The sequence below is a fragment of the Micromonospora costi genome (assembly GCF_003626655.1).
GTDB classification, from domain to species: domain Bacteria; phylum Actinomycetota; class Actinomycetes; order Mycobacteriales; family Micromonosporaceae; genus Micromonospora; species Micromonospora costi.
The window spans coordinates 1,659,769-1,674,588 of sequence record NZ_RBAN01000001.1 but is presented as its reverse complement, the minus strand read 5'-3'; the positions used below and the strand labels follow the sequence as shown (position 1 = coordinate 1,674,588).

General features: G+C 71.5%; 16 protein-coding genes. 8 read left to right on the top strand and 8 right to left on the bottom strand.

Going from position 1 to position 14,820, the window contains the following annotated elements; translation table 11 throughout:
• Positions 1–20 precede the first annotated feature (20 nt).
• Positions 21–617, bottom strand: coding sequence for a LysE/ArgO family amino acid transporter (locus D7193_RS07555; RefSeq protein ID WP_120778566.1), 597 nt, complete (start codon positions 615–617; stop codon positions 21–23).
• Between the two features lie 68 nt (positions 618–685).
• On the opposite strand from D7193_RS07555, the gene D7193_RS07550 reads away from it, so the two are divergent.
• A complete protein-coding gene (locus D7193_RS07550) occupies positions 686–1,582 on the top strand; it encodes a LysR family transcriptional regulator ArgP (RefSeq protein ID WP_120778565.1) in 897 nt (298 codons plus the stop codon).
• 25 nt (positions 1,583–1,607) lie between these two features.
• Here D7193_RS07550 and D7193_RS07545 read toward each other — a convergent pair whose 3' ends face one another.
• A complete protein-coding gene (locus tag D7193_RS07545) occupies positions 1,608–3,359 on the bottom strand; it encodes an acetyl/propionyl/methylcrotonyl-CoA carboxylase subunit alpha (RefSeq protein ID WP_120778564.1) in 1,752 nt (583 codons plus the stop codon).
• Positions 3,360–3,507: 148 nt separating this feature from the next.
• On the opposite strand from D7193_RS07545, the gene D7193_RS07540 reads away from it, so the two are divergent.
• From D7193_RS07540 to D7193_RS07530, 3 genes are all read left to right on the top strand, one after another.
• Positions 3,508–4,119 carry a PadR family transcriptional regulator gene (locus tag D7193_RS07540; RefSeq protein ID WP_120778563.1) on the top strand — a complete coding sequence of 204 codons (612 nt, stop codon included), beginning with the start codon at positions 3,508–3,510 and terminating at the stop codon, positions 4,117–4,119.
• A gap of 126 nt (positions 4,120–4,245) precedes the next feature.
• A complete protein-coding gene (locus tag D7193_RS07535) occupies positions 4,246–5,205 on the top strand; it encodes an ATP-binding cassette domain-containing protein (RefSeq protein ID WP_120778562.1) in 960 nt (319 codons plus the stop codon).
• A gap of 16 nt (positions 5,206–5,221) precedes the next feature.
• The gene (locus D7193_RS07530; protein ID WP_120778561.1) at positions 5,222–5,977 is read left to right on the top strand and encodes an ABC transporter permease; all 756 of its coding nucleotides are present in this window, start codon (positions 5,222–5,224) and stop codon (positions 5,975–5,977) included.
• Positions 5,978–6,141: 164 nt separating this feature from the next.
• On the opposite strand, the gene D7193_RS07525 is transcribed toward D7193_RS07530, so the two are convergent.
• From D7193_RS07525 to D7193_RS07515, 3 genes are all read right to left on the bottom strand, one after another.
• A complete protein-coding gene (locus D7193_RS07525) occupies positions 6,142–6,795 on the bottom strand; it encodes an O-methyltransferase (RefSeq protein WP_120778560.1) in 654 nt (217 codons plus the stop codon).
• A 9-nt stretch (positions 6,796–6,804) separates the two neighbouring features.
• Positions 6,805–7,461 (bottom strand): nucleoside triphosphate pyrophosphatase, encoded by a 657-nt coding sequence (locus D7193_RS07520; protein ID WP_120778559.1) that lies wholly within the window; start codon positions 7,459–7,461, stop codon positions 6,805–6,807.
• Positions 7,462–8,010: 549 nt separating this feature from the next.
• Positions 8,011–8,988: a S8 family serine peptidase gene (locus D7193_RS07515; RefSeq protein ID WP_241562912.1), complete on the bottom strand. Its 978-nt coding sequence runs from the start codon at positions 8,986–8,988 to the stop codon at positions 8,011–8,013.
• Between D7193_RS07515 and D7193_RS34075 the strand changes: the two genes are divergently transcribed.
• Together D7193_RS34075 and D7193_RS34700 are read left to right on the top strand one after the other, a co-directional pair.
• A complete protein-coding gene (locus tag D7193_RS34075; protein WP_241562931.1) occupies positions 8,878–9,186 on the top strand; it encodes a hypothetical protein in 309 nt (102 codons plus the stop codon). The two genes, D7193_RS07515 and D7193_RS34075, sit on opposite strands and share 111 nt — an antisense overlap.
• A 959-nt stretch (positions 9,187–10,145) precedes the next feature.
• Positions 10,146–10,283, top strand: a complete 138-nt coding sequence (locus tag D7193_RS34700) for a hypothetical protein (protein WP_158674780.1) — start codon at positions 10,146–10,148, stop codon at positions 10,281–10,283.
• A 292-nt stretch (positions 10,284–10,575) separates the two neighbouring features.
• On the opposite strand, the gene D7193_RS07505 is transcribed toward D7193_RS34700, so the two are convergent.
• Positions 10,576–11,031, bottom strand: a complete 456-nt coding sequence (locus tag D7193_RS07505; RefSeq protein WP_120778558.1) for a hypothetical protein — start codon at positions 11,029–11,031, stop codon at positions 10,576–10,578.
• Between the two features lie 178 nt (positions 11,032–11,209).
• Entirely contained in the window at positions 11,210–11,416 is a 207-nt protein-coding gene (locus D7193_RS07500; protein WP_120779334.1) for an acyl-CoA carboxylase epsilon subunit, read from the bottom strand.
• A gap of 92 nt (positions 11,417–11,508) precedes the next feature.
• Between D7193_RS07500 and D7193_RS07495 the strand changes: the two genes are divergently transcribed.
• Together D7193_RS07495 and D7193_RS07490 are read left to right on the top strand one after the other, a co-directional pair.
• On the top strand, positions 11,509–13,626 hold the full coding sequence (locus tag D7193_RS07495; protein ID WP_120778557.1) for a serine/threonine-protein kinase: 2,118 nt from the start codon (positions 11,509–11,511) through the stop codon (positions 13,624–13,626).
• 88 nt (positions 13,627–13,714) lie between these two features.
• Complete coding sequence (locus D7193_RS07490) at positions 13,715–13,957, top strand: hypothetical protein (RefSeq protein WP_120778556.1); 243 nt, start codon at positions 13,715–13,717, stop codon at positions 13,955–13,957.
• A gap of 91 nt (positions 13,958–14,048) precedes the next feature.
• Here the strand turns inward: D7193_RS07490 and D7193_RS07485 are convergent, their stop codons facing one another.
• Positions 14,049–14,801 (bottom strand): GH25 family lysozyme, encoded by a 753-nt coding sequence (locus tag D7193_RS07485; protein WP_120778555.1) that lies wholly within the window; start codon positions 14,799–14,801, stop codon positions 14,049–14,051.
• Positions 14,802–14,820 lie beyond the last annotated feature (19 nt).

Below are 14,820 nucleotides of genomic sequence, written 5' to 3'. Positions count from 1 at the left end.
GCTTGGGGCGGGCCGCGCGGTCAGCCGAGCAGCAGGGCGATCGCGAGCGCGGCCATCACGGCGGCGATCACGCCGTCCAGGACCCGCCAGGCGACGGTACGGGCGAGCAGCGGCGCGAGCCGGTGCGCCCCGGCGCCCAGCGCGGTGAACCAGACCGCGCTGGCCAGGGCGGCGCCGGCGCCGAACACCCAGCGGTGCGGGTGCTGCTGCGCGATCCCGCCCAGCAGCAGCACGGTGTCGAGGTAGACGTGCGGGTTCAGGTAGGTGAAGGCGAGGCAGGCCAGGACCGTGGCGCCCAGCGTGGCCGGCGGCCGTTCGGTCGGCAGCAGGGCGCCGGGGCGCAGGGCGCGGCGCGCGGCGAGCGCCGCGTAGCAGAGCAGGAAAACGGCGCCGCCCCAGCGGACGGCGGTGAGCAGCGCCGGCCGGCCGGTCACCAGCGTGCCGACCCCGGCGATGCCCGCCCCGATGAGCAGCGCGTCCGAGGCCGCGCAGGTGAGGACGACGGGTACGACGTGTTCGCGGCGCAGCCCCTGGCGCAGGACGAACGCGTTCTGCGCCCCGATGGCGACGATCAGGGCGATGGAGACCGAGAAACCGGCGACGGCGGAGCTGAGCACCCGTCGACCATAGGCAGCGAGTGATCATCAGTCGAGCTAAAGATTCTGCAGGTGATTAAGCTGAGCTGATGGAAGGGCTCGACTCCACGCAGCTGCGTACGCTCGCCGCCGTCGTCTCGGAGGGCAGCTTCGAGGCGGCCGCGCGCCTGTTGCACCTCACACCCTCGGCCGTGAGCCAGCGGGTGAAGGCGCTCGAGGAGACCGTCGGGCAGGTGCTCGTCCGCCGGGCCCGGCCCTGCGTGGCCACGGCCGCGGGGGCGCCGCTGCTGCGCCTCGCGGGCCAGCTCGTGCTCCTCGAACGGGAGGCGCTGGCCGACGCCCGCGGCCCGCTCACCGGAGGCGGCGCCCGCACCCGGCTCGCCGTGGTGGTGAACGCCGACTCGCTGGCAACCTGGTTCCCCGCCGTCCTGGCCCGGCTGCCCCGGAGCCTGGACCTGTCCTTCGACCTCCGGCAGGACGACCAGGACCACACCGCCGAGCTGCTCCGCGACGGGGTGGTGACCGCGGCCGTGACCGCGCAGCGGGAGGCCGTCCAGGGTTGCCGCGTACGACGGCTCGGGGCGATGCGCTACCGCGCCCTGGCCGCACCGGCCCTGGCCGCCGCCCACTTCGCCGACGGGCTCACCGCGGAGGCGCTGGCCGCGGCGCCGCTGCTCGTCTTCGACCGCAAGGACCGTACGCAGCACCGCTTCCTGCGTACGGTGACCGGGCGGGAACTCGACCCACCCGTGCACTATGTGCCGTCGGTCCCCGCCTTCAGCGAGGCCATCCGGCTGGGCGTGGGCTGGAGCCTGGTGCCGGAGCAGATCGCCGACGACGACCTGGCGACCGGCCGGTGCGTCGACATCGCCCCGGGCCGGCACGTGGACATTCCGCTGTACTGGCAGCACTGGCGGCTCGAGTCGGAGGTGCTGAACGCCCTCACCACGGCCGTACGCGACGTGGCCGCCGAGACTCTGCGCTGATCGCGGGCCGCGGTGCTTCACCCGGTCAGGAGATGGTGCAGATGGCGGCGCCCGCGGTGATCACGGCGCCGACCTCGGCGGTCAGGCCGCTGATCGTCCCGGCCTTGTGCGCGTGCAGCGGCTGCTCCATCTTCATCGCCTCCAGCACCACGACGAGGTCGCCCTCGGCCACCGTGTCCCCGTCCGCCACGGCGATCTTCACGATGGTGCCCTGCATCGGCGAGGTGAGCGCGTCGCCGCTGACCGTCCCGCCGGCCTTTGCCCCGCCAGCGCGGCGGGCGGGCTTGCGGGCGGCGGGTGCGACCGCGGTCGTACCGGCGCCGAGGCCGGCCGGGAGGGTGACCTCCAGCCGCTTGCCGCCCACCTCGACCACGACGGTCTCCCGCTCGGCCGGCTCGGCGGCCGGGCCGGCGACGGCGGTGAACGGCGGGACGGTGTTGTCGAACTCCGTCTCGATCCAGCGGGTGTGCACGGTGAACGGCTCGGCCGTGAAGGCCGGGTCGCGCACCACGAGGCGGTGGAACGGCAGCGCGGTCGCCATGCCGTCGACGACCATCTCGTCCAGCGCCCGGCGGGCCCGCTCCAGCGCCTCGGTGCGGGTCTCTCCCACGATGATCACCTTGGCCAGCAGCGAGTCGAAGTTCCCGCCGATCACGTCCCCGGCGGAGATGCCGGTGTCCACCCGGACACCGGGGCCGCTGGGCAGCCGCAGCGCGCTGACGGTGCCGGGGGCGGGCAGGAAGTTGCGGCCCGGGTCCTCGCCGTTGATCCGGAACTCGATCGCGTGCCCGCGCGGGGTCGGGTCCTCGGTGAAGCGGAGCTTCTCGCCGTCGGCGATGCGGAACTGCTCGCGGACCAGGTCGATGCCCGCGGTCTCCTCGGTGACCGGGTGCTCGACCTGGAGCCGGGTGTTGACCTCGAGGAAGGAGATGGTGCCGTCGACGCCGACCAGGTATTCCACCGTGCCGGCGCCGTGGTAGCCGGCCTCGCGGCAGATCGCCTTGGCGCTGTCGTGGATCTGCGCCCGCTGCGCCTCGGTGAGGAACGGGGCCGGCGCCTCCTCCACCAGCTTCTGGTGCCGGCGCTGGAGCGAGCAGTCGCGCGTGCCCACCACGATCACGTTGCCGTGCTGGTCGGCGAGGACCTGCGCCTCGACGTGGCGCGGCTTGTCGAGGTAGCGCTCCACGAAGCACTCGCCCCGGCCGAACGCGGCGACCGCCTCGCGGGTGGCCGACTCGAACAGCTGGGGGATCTCCTCCATGGTGCGGGCCACCTTGAGGCCACGACCGCCGCCACCGAAGGCCGCCTTGATCGCGACCGGCAGGCCGTGGTCGACCGCGAAGGCGATCACCTCGTCGGCGTTCCCGACCGGGTCCGGGGTGCCGGGGACCAGCGGGGCGCCGGCGCGCTGGGCGATGTGCCGGGCGGTGACCTTGTCGCCGAGGTCGCGGATCGCCTGCGGGGTCGGCCCGATCCAGGTGAGCCCGGCGTCGATGACCGCCTGGGCGAAGTCGGCGTTCTCCGAGAGGAAGCCGTAGCCGGGGTGCACCGCGTCGGCGCCGGCCTTGGCGGCGACGTCGATCAGCTTGTCGATCCGCAGGTAGCTGTCGGTGGCGGTGTCACCGCCCAGGGCGTACGCCTCGTCGGCGAGGGTGGCGTGCAGGGCGTCCCGGTCGGAGTCGGCGTACACCGCGACGCTCTCCAGGCCCGCGTCGCGGCAGGCGCGGATGACGCGGACGGCGATCTCGCCGCGGTTGGCGATGAGTACCTTGCGCACCGTGGGGGCTCCTCCCGGGAGGTCGTTGACCGGGAGTGTATCGGCCACCCGAGGACCCCCTAACGATCGCTCAGTGTGGGATGGGGCACGGTCACATCGCGGTTTAGTCAAACTTGGCTATTACGCTTGTCCGGTGTCTGCCACCCGGATGATGATTCTCGGCCTCGTGAAGTGGATGCAGCCGGTGCACGGCTACGACGTGCGGCGCGAACTGCTCAGTTGGAACGCCGACAAGTGGGCCAACGTGCAACCCGGCTCGATCTACCACGCCCTGCGCAAGCTGACCGAGGAAGGGCTGCTGCGCGCGGTGGCGACCGAGCAGGTCGGCGGCCGCCCGGCACGGACGACGTACGAGGTCACCCCGAAGGGCGAGGACGAGTTCGACGGGCTGCTGCGCGGCCACTGGTGGCAGGTGGAGGACACGGCCGACCCGTTCGCCGCGGCCTTCTCGTTCCTGCCCGCGATGCCCCGCGAGGAGGCGGCCGCCGCCCTTCGTAACCGGGCAATCCAGTTGCGGGCGCGTGTTGACTGGATGCGGGCCTCACTGGACTCGAACTGGCTGCGGGAGACGAAGCCCGTCCACGTCGGATGGATGTTCGAGCTCTGGTCGGCCCGGGCCGAGGCGGAGGTCGCCTGGTGCGAGCGGATCGCGGAACGCATCGAGGCTGGAGTGTCGTACCTGCCTGCTGGACTCGAACGGGCCGAGGGTTGGTCGGGCTGGCAGGAGCGCCTTCCCGACCGGCCGTTCGACGCGAAATAATCAACGTTGACCATTGACGCTATATCGCGTTAGCCTCTGCGCGAACCAACGGGGGGAGCACGCCGTCCGGGGTGCTTCCAGCGGACGGGCGGCCGGTCACACCGGCCCGGACGACCAGGAGCACGCATGATCGAGACCAGAGGGTTACGCAAGTCCTTCCGTTCCAGGGCGGGACGGGAGACGAAGACGGTCGAGGCGGTCCGCGGCGTCGACCTCTCCGTCGCCGAGGGCGAGATCTTCGGCTTCCTCGGCCCCAACGGCGCCGGCAAGACCACCACCCTGCGGATGCTCGCCACGCTCATCGAGCCGGACGGCGGCGAGGCGACCATCGCGGGCGCCGACCTGCGCAAGGCGCCAGGCGAGGTGCGCCGCCGGATCGGCTACGTGGCCCAGGGCGGCAGCACCTGGGACGAGTCCACCGCCCGCGAGGAACTCGTGCTCCAGGCCCGGCTCTACGACATCGGCAAGGCCGAGGCGCACCGGCGGGCGGCACGGGCGCTGGACGCCTTCCAGCTCAGCGAGTTCGCCGACCGCAAGTGCAAGACGTACTCCGGAGGCCAGCGCCGCCGGGTGGAGATCGCGCTCGGCATCATCCACGAGCCGAAGATCGTCTTCCTGGACGAGCCGACCACCGGCCTCGACCCGCAGAGCCGCGCCCACATGTGGGACGAGATCCGCCGGCTGCGCGCCGACGGGATGACGGTCTTCATCACCACGCACTACCTCGACGAGGCCGACGCGCTCTGCGACCGGATCGCGATCATGGACCATGGCGAGGTCGTCGCCGAGGGCACGCCGGCCGACCTCAAGCGGGAGATCTCCGGCGACGTGGTCCAGGTCGGTCTCGACACCGCCACCACGCCGCAGGCCGCGCAGGCGCTCGACGGCGAGCCGTACGTCAAGAAGCTGGAGACCGCCGAGGAGGGCGGGCTGCGCCTCTACGTCGACGAGGGGGCCACCGCGATCCCGCAGATCCTCCGCCGGCTCGACCAGGCCGGCCTGGCGCTCTCCTCGATCGAGCTGCACCGGCCCAGCCTGGACGACGTGTTCCTCACCAAGACCGGCCGCTCGCTGCGCGAGTCCTGACCACCCGGAGACGATCATGAAGCTCGTCCGCGACACCTGGCTGATCTTCCAGCGCCAGTTCCAGCTGCTCATCCGTAACCCGGTCTGGGTCTTCGTCGGCGTCTTCCAGCCGGTGATGTACCTGCTGCTCTTCGCGCCGCTGCTCAAGCCGGCGCTGAGGGTGTCCACCCAGGCCGAGGCCTACAAGGTCTTCGTCCCCGGCCTGCTCGTGCTGCTGGCCATCTTCGGCGGCCTTTTCCAGGGCTTCGGCCTGATCGCCGAACTGCGCGCCGGAGTCATCGAACGGTCCCGGGTCACCCCGGTGCACCGGCTCGCACTGCTGCTGGGCCGCTCGCTGCGCGACGTCGTCTCGCTGATCGTGCAGGCGGTCATCATCACGCTGCTCGCGCTCCTGTTCGACCTGCGCGTGTTCATCGGCGACCTGCTGCTCGCGTACCTGATGCTGGCCCTCATCGCACTCATGACCTCGGCCGTCTCCTACGGCGTGGCGCTCAAGGTCAAGAGCGAGGACGCGCTGGCGCCGCTGATGAACACCGTCGCCCAGCCGGTACTGCTCCTGTCCGGCATCCTGCTACCGCTCATCTACGCCCCCGGCTGGTTGCAGGGCGTCGCCGAGTGGAACCCGTTCGCCTGGGCCGTCGACGGCACCCGGGCGCTGTTCGCCGGCGACCTCGGCAACGACAAGGTCTGGCAGGGGCTGACCATCATCGCGGTGCTCGCGGCCCTCGGCGTGTTCTGGGCGGCCCGGCAGTTCGCGCGCAGCGTCCGCTGAGGGGCCTGATCCACACGCCTTCCCGGTTGTCGGGGTGTCGGACGCGTTCCGACACCCCGACTTCCTGAAACTCGCGGCCCGGTTTGGCGCGGCCCGGCCTGGCGCGGCGCGGCGGGGTGGTCCCGGCCGGCCGGCTTGGTCTGGTGGTGCCGGCGGCGCGGCGGTCAGCGCACGCGGGCCAGTGTCAACCCGTCCGCGACCGGCAACATCACCGCGTCCACCCGGACGTCGGCGAGCACCTCGTCGTTGAAGGCGGCGATCGCCCGGTCGTCGGCGCTCTGCGGGGCGATCACCCGCCCGCCGCGCAGCACGTTGTCCACGGCGATCACGCCGCCGGGGCGCACCCGGGGCACCAGCTCCGCCCAGTAGATCGGGTAACCCGTCTTGTCCGCGTCGATGAACGCGAAGTCGAGGTACCGCTCGTGCGGCAGCTCGCGCAGCGTGTCCCCGGCCGGGCCGATGCGCAGCTCGATGCGGTCGTCCACCCCGGCCCGCGCCCAGTACCGGCGGGCGATCCCCGTGTACTCCTCCGAGATGTCGAAGCAGGTCAGCCGCCCACCCTCGGGCAGGCCGCGGGCGATTGCCAGCGAGGAGAGCCCGGTGAACGTGCCCACCTCCACCGCCTGCCGGGCGCCGATCAGCCGGGTGAGGAAGGTGAGGAAGGCGGCCTGTTCGGGGGCGACCTGCATGCTCGCCTGAGCCGGCAGCAGTGAGCGGGTCTCCTCGGCGAGGTCCCGGACGACCTCGTCGGGCGGAGAGCCGTGCCCGACGAGGTACGCGTGCAGCTCGTCGGTGAGCGGGATCGACTTGGTGGTCATGGGTGGACGCTAACCGAGTGGCTCGATCGACTGGCCCCCAGGCGCGACCTTCGTCCACAGGTCGGTGATGCGCAGGTCCAGGTCCGCGAGGAGCCGGCGCAGCAGCGGCAACGACAGCCCGATGACCGTACCCGCGTCGCCCTCGATCCGCTCCAGGAACGGGCCGCCCAACCCGTCGATGGTGAAGGCGCCCGCCACCGCCAGCGGCTCGCCCGTGGCGACGTAGGCGTCGATCTCCTGGTCGGTGATGTCGGCGAAGTGCACCACCGTGGAGGCGACCCCCTCCGCGCGGCGGCCGGCCGTCGCGTCGATCAGGGAGTGCCCGCTGTGCAGGACCCCGCTGCGACCGCGCATCCGCCGCCAGCGCCGGGTGGCGTCAGCCGCGTCCGCCGGCTTGCCGAAGATCTCACCGTCGAACTCCAGCACCGAGTCGCAGCCGATCACCAGGGTGCGCTCGTCCGAACCCGGCCGCAGCCGGGTGAGCACCGCCTGCGCCTTCAGGCGGGCGAGTTCCTGGCAGAGTTCCTCGGCGCGGTCCGCGACCACCAGGGACTCGTCCACGCCACTGACCAGGACGTCCGGCTCGATGCCGGCGGCTTGGAGGAGCTTGCGGCGGGCGGGACTGGCCGATGCGAGTACGAGACGGAGCGGCAGCTGATCAGGCACCCCGCCGACGTTACCGGCTGACCGCAGCGCGAGACGCCCGGCGCCGCCGTTCCGGGGGCGGTGTCGGGGCGGCTCGGGTGGGTGGCCGGGGTGGTTGCGGCGGTCTGGGCGTTGCCGCGATTTCGGGGATGTGGCGGTGTGGGGGTGGTGCGGTCACCGCGACTTCGGGGATGTGGCGGTGTCGGGGTGGTGGGGTTGCCGCGATTTCGGGGATGTGGCGGTGTGGGGGTGGTGGGGTTGCCGCGATTTCGGGGATGTGGCGGTGTGGGGGTGGTGGGGTTGCCGCGATTTCGGGGATGTGGCGGTGTGGGGGTGGTGCGGTCACCGCGACTTCGGCGATGTGGCGGTGTCGGTGCGCGAGGCTCGCCTGAGTTCGGGGCTCGTCGGGGTCGTGGCCGGTGCGGCTCGCGCAACTTCAAGGAAATAGTTGCTTCCCACCGCTGCGAAGGGGACAACTTCCTTGAAGTTGCGCGACCTCCCGGGGCGGGCACGACTTGTCGGCGGCTCGCACGGGGCTATGCGCCGGCGACGGGTCAGCCCTGAGGCCGATCAGTGGCTGATGCGGGGCGGTGGGTCGTCACCGCGGCGGCGCCGGCGGACGACGAGAGCCCAGATCACCCCGCCCGCCACGATTACGCCGAGCGTGACCATTCCGCGAACCGTGGCCGCCCTGTCACCACCGCCGTCACCCGGAGGAGTACCCGCGGCGGTCGTACCCGCGCTACCGCCGGCCGGCGCGGTCGCCGTCGCCGACTCGAATTCCAGCGGTGGTACGTCCGCAGTCAGCGCCGCAACGATGTCGATCACGCCGTATCCGTACTCGTCGTCCCGCCCAGGAGGTCCCTTGTCGACGGCCGTGGCGGTGAGCCGGTGGACAACCTCCCGAGCAGGCAGGTACGGGTACTTCGACCGCACCAACGCCGCCGCCCCCGCCACGATCGCCGTAGCGCTCGACGTCCCGGTCCCCTTGGAGTACTTCCCGTCATAGCTGGTGCTGTAGATGTCTACCGCTGGCGCGGCAAGATCGATTTTGGTTCCTCTGACTGAGACTGCCGCGTGATTGCCGTCGCGCCCAACACCCGCAACCGCGATGACGCCAGCTTGGTTTGCTGGATAGCCGATGGTTTGGTCTCTAGGAGCGTTGCCGACGCCCGCGATAACGATTGTGTCCGAAGCTAAGGCTAGACCTATTGCCCTACGCAATCGCGGACTTTCCGCACCGACGGATGAAACGCTTATTACTCCGGCATCGCGCCGAACCGCATACTCGATTGCCTCGGCCAGCGCGTCGGGTTGACCTTCCCTGTTCGCCGGGGAGCTGAAGATTGGCAGGATCTTCGCCATCGGTGCTACACCGAGTGCTCCGAGTTGGTCACCCTGACCGTGTGCGGCGATTAATCCGGCCATCGAGGTTCCATGGCTGTCGGCATCATTCCGGCCATCGCCAGCACCGCCCGGAATGATGTCGATACCTGGAAGAAGGTTGTCTTTGAGGTCGGGGTGCGGGTCTACGCCGGTGTCGGGGATGGCTACGGTAACGCCTTTTCCCGTGGCGATCTGATGGGCCTCGTCAATTCTCAAGTACCGAAGGTGCCACTGATCGGCTCGGATTCGTTTTCTTACGTCTACGTCACCCGGTGCTCCGGAGTCGGCGGCGACTCGCCCGGGAACGAGCGCCGCCGTTACAGCCGATATCGCCAGGATCAACAACGCCGTTCGGCTTAGCGGCACCAGGACCTCACCGGTCCAAGCCGATTGCAGGGCCGGGATCGATGGGATTATCGAAATCAGGCGGTCGAACTACCGGTGCGACACCTTCGTCAATCTGCCATGGATCGTCCGGGTCCCAGTGCCGGGATGACCCATTGGATCTGTCTTCGCCTGTCCTCGACGAGGGATTGTATCTGCTTCCACTAGTGGTCACATTTGGGCTTGATCCCGTGAGAAATGGAGGTGTCCCCTGTGCGGCAGCAAATCTCCGGCTCCCGCCAGGTCGCGACCCGGCTCCACCGGTCGGCGCGGTACCGGCGCCGCCCCCGCCTATGACACCACCGACTGGATTGATCCGTCTCGGTTGAGCGTTCGGTGTCGGCCCTATCCCGACCCCCGGCGGGCCGCCGATTACGCCACCCGGCGGAGTTGGCCTCAGCGAAGGTGCGGTGCTGCCCGGCGTACTACCACGGGACGCCGGAGGGCGGGCAGTGGTGCCCGGCTGGTCGCGGACGGGTGCGCCACTGGACCGCGAGGACACGTTGCTCGGCAGGGCTGGTACAGGCATGCCATTTGTTGACGTATTAGAGGAACCGGTGATTGGAGAGGTTGGGTTGGTTGCGGCCGGCGCCGGCAAGAGACTGGGACCTGCGCTACCAAGGACTGGGCCTTTCCCTGCCGAGATGGGCTCGGGCAAGAGTCGAGCCTGATTCCGGTGACCTCCCGAAGTCGCTCGCCCCGCTTCGTGAAGGGGGACGGGGATGATCGGTGGGATGGCGGGAGCAGCGGGATTGCTTCCGCCATAGACATCGGGGTTATCGGTCTGAATCGACGGACGTGTTGCGGGCGGTTTCTGAAGTGCTACTTGGGCTTGTTGGAGTTCGCCGCTGAGGCCGTACATGATGCCGCGCGCTTGGACGTTCAGCTGTTCGAGGTCGGCGTCGGTCACCGGTCGGTCCGGTACGCGGCTGCCCATGGCGGCCTTCGGGTCGGCGGCGGTCGCCTCGTACGCGCGTTTCTGCTGGAGCTTCGCCGCGTACTCCTCGTGGATCTTCTCGATGGCGTCGCGGGTGCCGCTGATGGCCTGGGTGGCGGCGGCAAGCGTGGTGTAGTTGGTGGCCGCGGCGTCGTGGGTCAGCCGCACCTTCTCGATGAGCGCGTCCAGTTCGGCGATGTACGTGCGGGCTGCCGCGTTGGTGGCCGGTGGCCACGCCTCGGCGAGGCCGCGCCGGTACTCCTGGAGCCGTGCCAGGTGCGTCTGCGCCAGGTCGCACACCTTGCGCCAGCCGGCGACCTGCTTCCAGTGGTTGGTGGTGTCGTGGTCCTGGAGGCAGGCCCACATGCTGTTGACGTCCATGAGGTGCCAGTCGGTGAGGCCGGACGTGCGGCCGCCGCCCCGTTCGATCACGGCAGCACCACCGGGCCGTCGTCGGGGCCGGTCGGGTCGTGCAGGACCACCGAGGGGCCGGCGGGCACGACCGTGCGGGGGTCGGCGAGCGCGTGCTCGACGTCGACCACCCGGGCGGCGGAGAAGGCGTCGGTGCCGGCGTACCGGTCGGCGACGCTGCCCGCGGCGGCGGCCAGGTGGCCGGTGGCGCCGCGTACGCCCCACACCATCTCGACGGTGGCCTGCTGGGTCTCGTGGTGCGCGCGCAGGAAGTGGACCAGCTCGACGAAGGCGTCGCACGGGTTGGGCAGGGAGGCTGTCATGTCGTCGGCGATGTAGGACAGCTGCGGTGCGTAGTTTCGTTCCACCTCGCCCGCGAGGCGGTCGGCGAACTCCCGCAGCCGCCGGATGTCGGCCTCGATGCCGCCGTAGCCGCTCAACCATGCCGGCGGGCGGTCCTCCTCAGGGATCATCGATCCTCCCTTACCGTCACGGCCCCATTTCCCTGAGTGAGGTTAACGGCTCCAAGCGACCCTGGCAGCCCCCCAAAGGGGACAGGTGACGCCGGAAGCTGGCAGCCTTCGAAGGGGGACAGGTGACGCCGGAAGCTGGCAGCTGCCGAAGGGGACAGGTGACGCCGGGGAGGACGGGTCAGCGGGGGAGGCCGGAAGCCCGCCAGGCGCCGGGACCGGCGGCTACTCCGGCCGGCCGGCCGCTGCGGGCCCAGGTGGACCGGGCGGCGGGAGCGGGGGCCGCGGCCGGCCGCGAGCGTACGACGATCGCGCCGACCAGCGCGGCCAGTTCCTCGGCGGTGGGGACCCCGCGGACGACCCGGAGCAGCGGCTCTTCGGCAGACATGGCACCAGCGTACGCGTCCCGGAGGTCGACCTTCACCGCACTGTGGCGTGCCGGCGGTGTGGCCGTCGGTGCCGCCGGGTACCGTCTCTGCGATGTCGAACGCGCTTCCCCAACTTGTCGCTGACCGGTACCGGCTGATTTCGCCGCTCGGTCAGGGTGGCATGGGTCGGGTGTGGAAGGCGCGCGACGAGGTGCTGCACCGGGACGTGGCGATCAAGGAACTGGTCCCGCCGCCCAGCCTCACCGACGACGAGCGCCGCGAGATGCGGGAGCGCTCGCTCCGCGAGGCGCGCGCCATCGCCCGGCTCAACCACATCAACGTCGTCCGCATCTTCGACGTGCTGCGCACGGACGGCGATCCGTGGATCGTCATGGAGTACGTCGCGTCGAAGTCGCTGCAGGACACGCTCGCCGAGTCCGGCCCGGTGCCGCCGGCCCGGGCGGTCGAGATCGGCCTCGGGGTGCTGGGCGCCCTGAAGGCGGCGCACAAGGCCGGCGTGATGCACCGCGACGTGAAGCCGGGCAACGTGCTGCTCGGCAACGACGGCCGGGTGGTGCTGACCGATTTCGGTCTCGCCACCATCCCGGGCGACCCGAACGTCACCCGCACCGGCATGGTGCTCGGCTCACCGGCATACATCGCGCCGGAGCGGGCACGGGACGGCACCGCCGGGCCGGAGGCCGACCTGTGGTCGCTGGGCGCCACCCTCTACGCCGCGGTCGAGGGCAAGTCGCCGTACGCGCGGCCGTCCGCGATCGCCACCCTCGCGGCACTGGCCACGGAGCCGCTGCCGCCGCCGAAGAACGCCGGCCCGCTCAAGCCGGTGCTCCAGGGGCTGCTCCGCAAGGACCCGAGCGAGCGGATCACCGCCGAGGTCGCCGAGCGGCTGCTGCGCCGGGCCGGCGGCAAGCGCGGGCGGGGGATCTCCCTGCTCGACGGCGTACGCCGGCCGGGGCCGAACGGTCCCCGCCTACCGCGCCCGACCGTGGTGCCCGCCCCGCGTCCCGCCGAAGCGCCCGACCGGCCGGTCAGCCCGCCCGCGCCGCGCACGCCCCCGGCGACCGCCGCGGCGGCAGCGGCCGGGCCCGCGGCCGATCCCACGGCGAAGGTGCCGACCGGGGTGGACGCCGCTCCGACCGCGAAGGTCGACCGCCCGTCCGGCGACGGCGCGGGCCTCACGTCCACCGCGGACGCGGCCCCGACCGCGAAGGTCGACCGGTCTCCCGTCGATGACGCGGAGCCGACCACGAAGGTCGACCTGCCGCCGTCCACGTCGGACGCCGACGCCACCGATGTCACCACGGCCGGTGCCGCCGACAGCGACATCGCCACGGCCGACAGCGGCGAGGCCGATGCCACCAGGGTCGACGGCGCCGCGGTTCCGCCCGTGGCGGTGTCGGCCGGCGCGGACCGGTCCGATGCGGTCGCGCCGGAGCCGCGTCGGCCGGTCACCCCGACGTCCGTGTTCCCGCCGGCCGGGCGCGCGCCCATCCCGCCGCCGACCGGCGAACCCACCGACCGCAAGCGGCGCAACCTGCTGATCGGCGTGCTGGTGGCCGTGCTCCTGGTCGGCCTCGCGATCGTCGTGCCGCTGCTGACCAGCGACGACGACCCCGACGGCGGCGGCACCCCGCAGGCCGGTGCGAGCAGCGTCGCGTCCGCGTCGGGCACGGCGCCGGCGACCACGGCGCCCGCCGCCCCGCCGCCGACCAGCGCGGCGCCCAGCGTCACGCCGAGCGCGACCCCGTCCGCCGACCCGAACGCGCTGCCGGCGGGCTGGAAGATGCACCGGGACCGGGCCGGGTTCGCCCTGCCGTTGCCCGACGGTTGGGTGGCCCGGAGGGTCGACTCCAGCACCGTCGTCTTCGACGAGGTCGACGGCGTGGGCGAGCTGCTCGTCCAGTGGACGGACACGCCGAAGTCGGACGCGTACGCGGACTGGCAGGAGAAGGAGCCGGCTCGCAGGAACTACGTCAACAACTACGACCTCATCGGCATCGAGCGCTGCGACTTCTGGAAGACCTGCGCCGACTGGGAGTGGTTGGAGACCCGCGACAACACCCGCATCCACGTCCGGAACCGGGGCTTCGTCACCGCCCACAACCGCGGCTACGCCATGCGCTGGGAAGTGGCGGAGAAGGACTGGGCGGCCCGGCTTCCCGACTTCGAGCGGATCGCGAAGGGTTTCGTGCCGGACCGCAAGGACTGACCGCGGGATCGGCGCGGCCGCGAGACTCGTTCGCATGACCTCCCACCGTCCGGGGTACCTGAACCCCGACGACGGAAGGAGGTACGACATGGGTTACCGACGGAGGGACACCCGGCCACGGGTGGCACTGTGGATGCTCGTCGCGCTCGGCGACGCCGTCCTGCTCCTGGCCAGCATCGGGATCCCGGCGCTCATCGCGCTGCTCAGCGTCGTGGCCGTCACCGTCGCCGGAGTGGGCGCCTGGCGGGTGAGCCGCCGTGCACCCCTCGTCCGTGAGGACGCCCTGCCCGCCCGCGTCGCGGTGCCGGTGGGGAACCGGCGCCGGGCCTGACCCGACGGGCGGCCGGGGCGGCAGCCGGACCGGTTGCCGACCGTACGGTCGGAGCCGATCCCGCTGCCGCCACCTGCCTGCCCGGTGCGGGTCAGGTGTTGTTGGCGAGGGCGATCAGCCGGGACCGGTCGCCGTTCCAGTAGTTGCGGTCGACGGCGCCGCTGATGCCGGAGACACTGCCGGAGCTGGTGTACTGCCAGAAGCTCCAGAACGGCGCGCCGGCCGGCAGGGTGCCGGGAGAGCTGGCCCAGCGGGCGATCCACAGCGGGTGGTTGGCCCACGGCCCGGTCCAGCTGCCGGTGCACTGGTTCCACCAGCTGGTCGTCGTGTAGATGACCGCGTAGCGGCCGGTGCGCGAGCGGTACGTGTTGAGGAAGTCCTGCACCCAGTTGCGCATGCCGGTGGTGCTGAGGCCGTAGCAGTAGCCACCGGTGTACGGGTTGGCCTCCAGGTCCAGCGCCGCGGGGAGCGTACGGCTGTCGGCCGACCAGGCGCCGCCGTTGGAGGCGAGGTAGTTGGCCTGGACCGCGCCGGATGAGATGTTGGGCCGGGCGAAGTGGTACGCCCCGCGGATCACGCCGGCGTAGTAGGCGTTGGTGTAGTTCGCGTTGAAGTTCGGGTCCTTGTAGCTCGTGCCCTCGGTGGCCTTGATGAAGGCGAACTCGATGCCGGCGTTGCGGACGCTGGTCCAGTTGATGCTGCCCTGATAGCGCGACACGTCGATGCCGGCGACGGTGGCCGCGGAGGCCGGGCCGGCGGTGGCCACGAGCGCGGCGGCCGCGGTGGCGAGGACGGTGAGGCCGGCCGCGAGGAACCGACGCAGGGGAGATCTGGTACGGGACATGGGAGCCTCCAAGGGGAAC

Excerpts from the sequence above, each read along its gene's own strand:
- D7193_RS07550 (WP_120778565.1), top strand. The coding sequence starts at position 686 with ATGGAAGGGCTCGACTCCACGCAGCTGCGTACGCTCGCCGCCGTCGTC.
- D7193_RS07540 (WP_120778563.1), top strand. The coding sequence starts at position 3,508 with ATGATGATTCTCGGCCTCGTGAAGTGGATGCAGCCGGTGCACGGCTAC.
- D7193_RS07535 (WP_120778562.1), top strand. The coding sequence starts at position 4,246 with ATGATCGAGACCAGAGGGTTACGCAAGTCCTTCCGTTCCAGGGCGGGA.
- D7193_RS07530 (WP_120778561.1), top strand. The coding sequence starts at position 5,222 with ATGAAGCTCGTCCGCGACACCTGGCTGATCTTCCAGCGCCAGTTCCAG.
- D7193_RS07525 (WP_120778560.1), bottom strand. The coding sequence starts at position 6,795 with ATGACCACCAAGTCGATCCCGCTCACCGACGAGCTGCACGCGTACCTC.
- D7193_RS34075 (WP_241562931.1), top strand. The coding sequence starts at position 8,878 with ATGGCTGTCGGCATCATTCCGGCCATCGCCAGCACCGCCCGGAATGAT.
- D7193_RS34700 (WP_158674780.1), top strand. The coding sequence starts at position 10,146 with ATGGCGGCCTTCGGGTCGGCGGCGGTCGCCTCGTACGCGCGTTTCTGC.
- D7193_RS07505 (WP_120778558.1), bottom strand. The coding sequence starts at position 11,031 with ATGATCCCTGAGGAGGACCGCCCGCCGGCATGGTTGAGCGGCTACGGC.
- D7193_RS07500 (WP_120779334.1), bottom strand. The coding sequence starts at position 11,416 with ATGTCTGCCGAAGAGCCGCTGCTCCGGGTCGTCCGCGGGGTCCCCACC.
- D7193_RS07495 (WP_120778557.1), top strand. The coding sequence starts at position 11,509 with ATGTCGAACGCGCTTCCCCAACTTGTCGCTGACCGGTACCGGCTGATT.
- D7193_RS07490 (WP_120778556.1), top strand. The coding sequence starts at position 13,715 with ATGGGTTACCGACGGAGGGACACCCGGCCACGGGTGGCACTGTGGATG.
- D7193_RS07485 (WP_120778555.1), bottom strand. The coding sequence starts at position 14,801 with ATGTCCCGTACCAGATCTCCCCTGCGTCGGTTCCTCGCGGCCGGCCTC.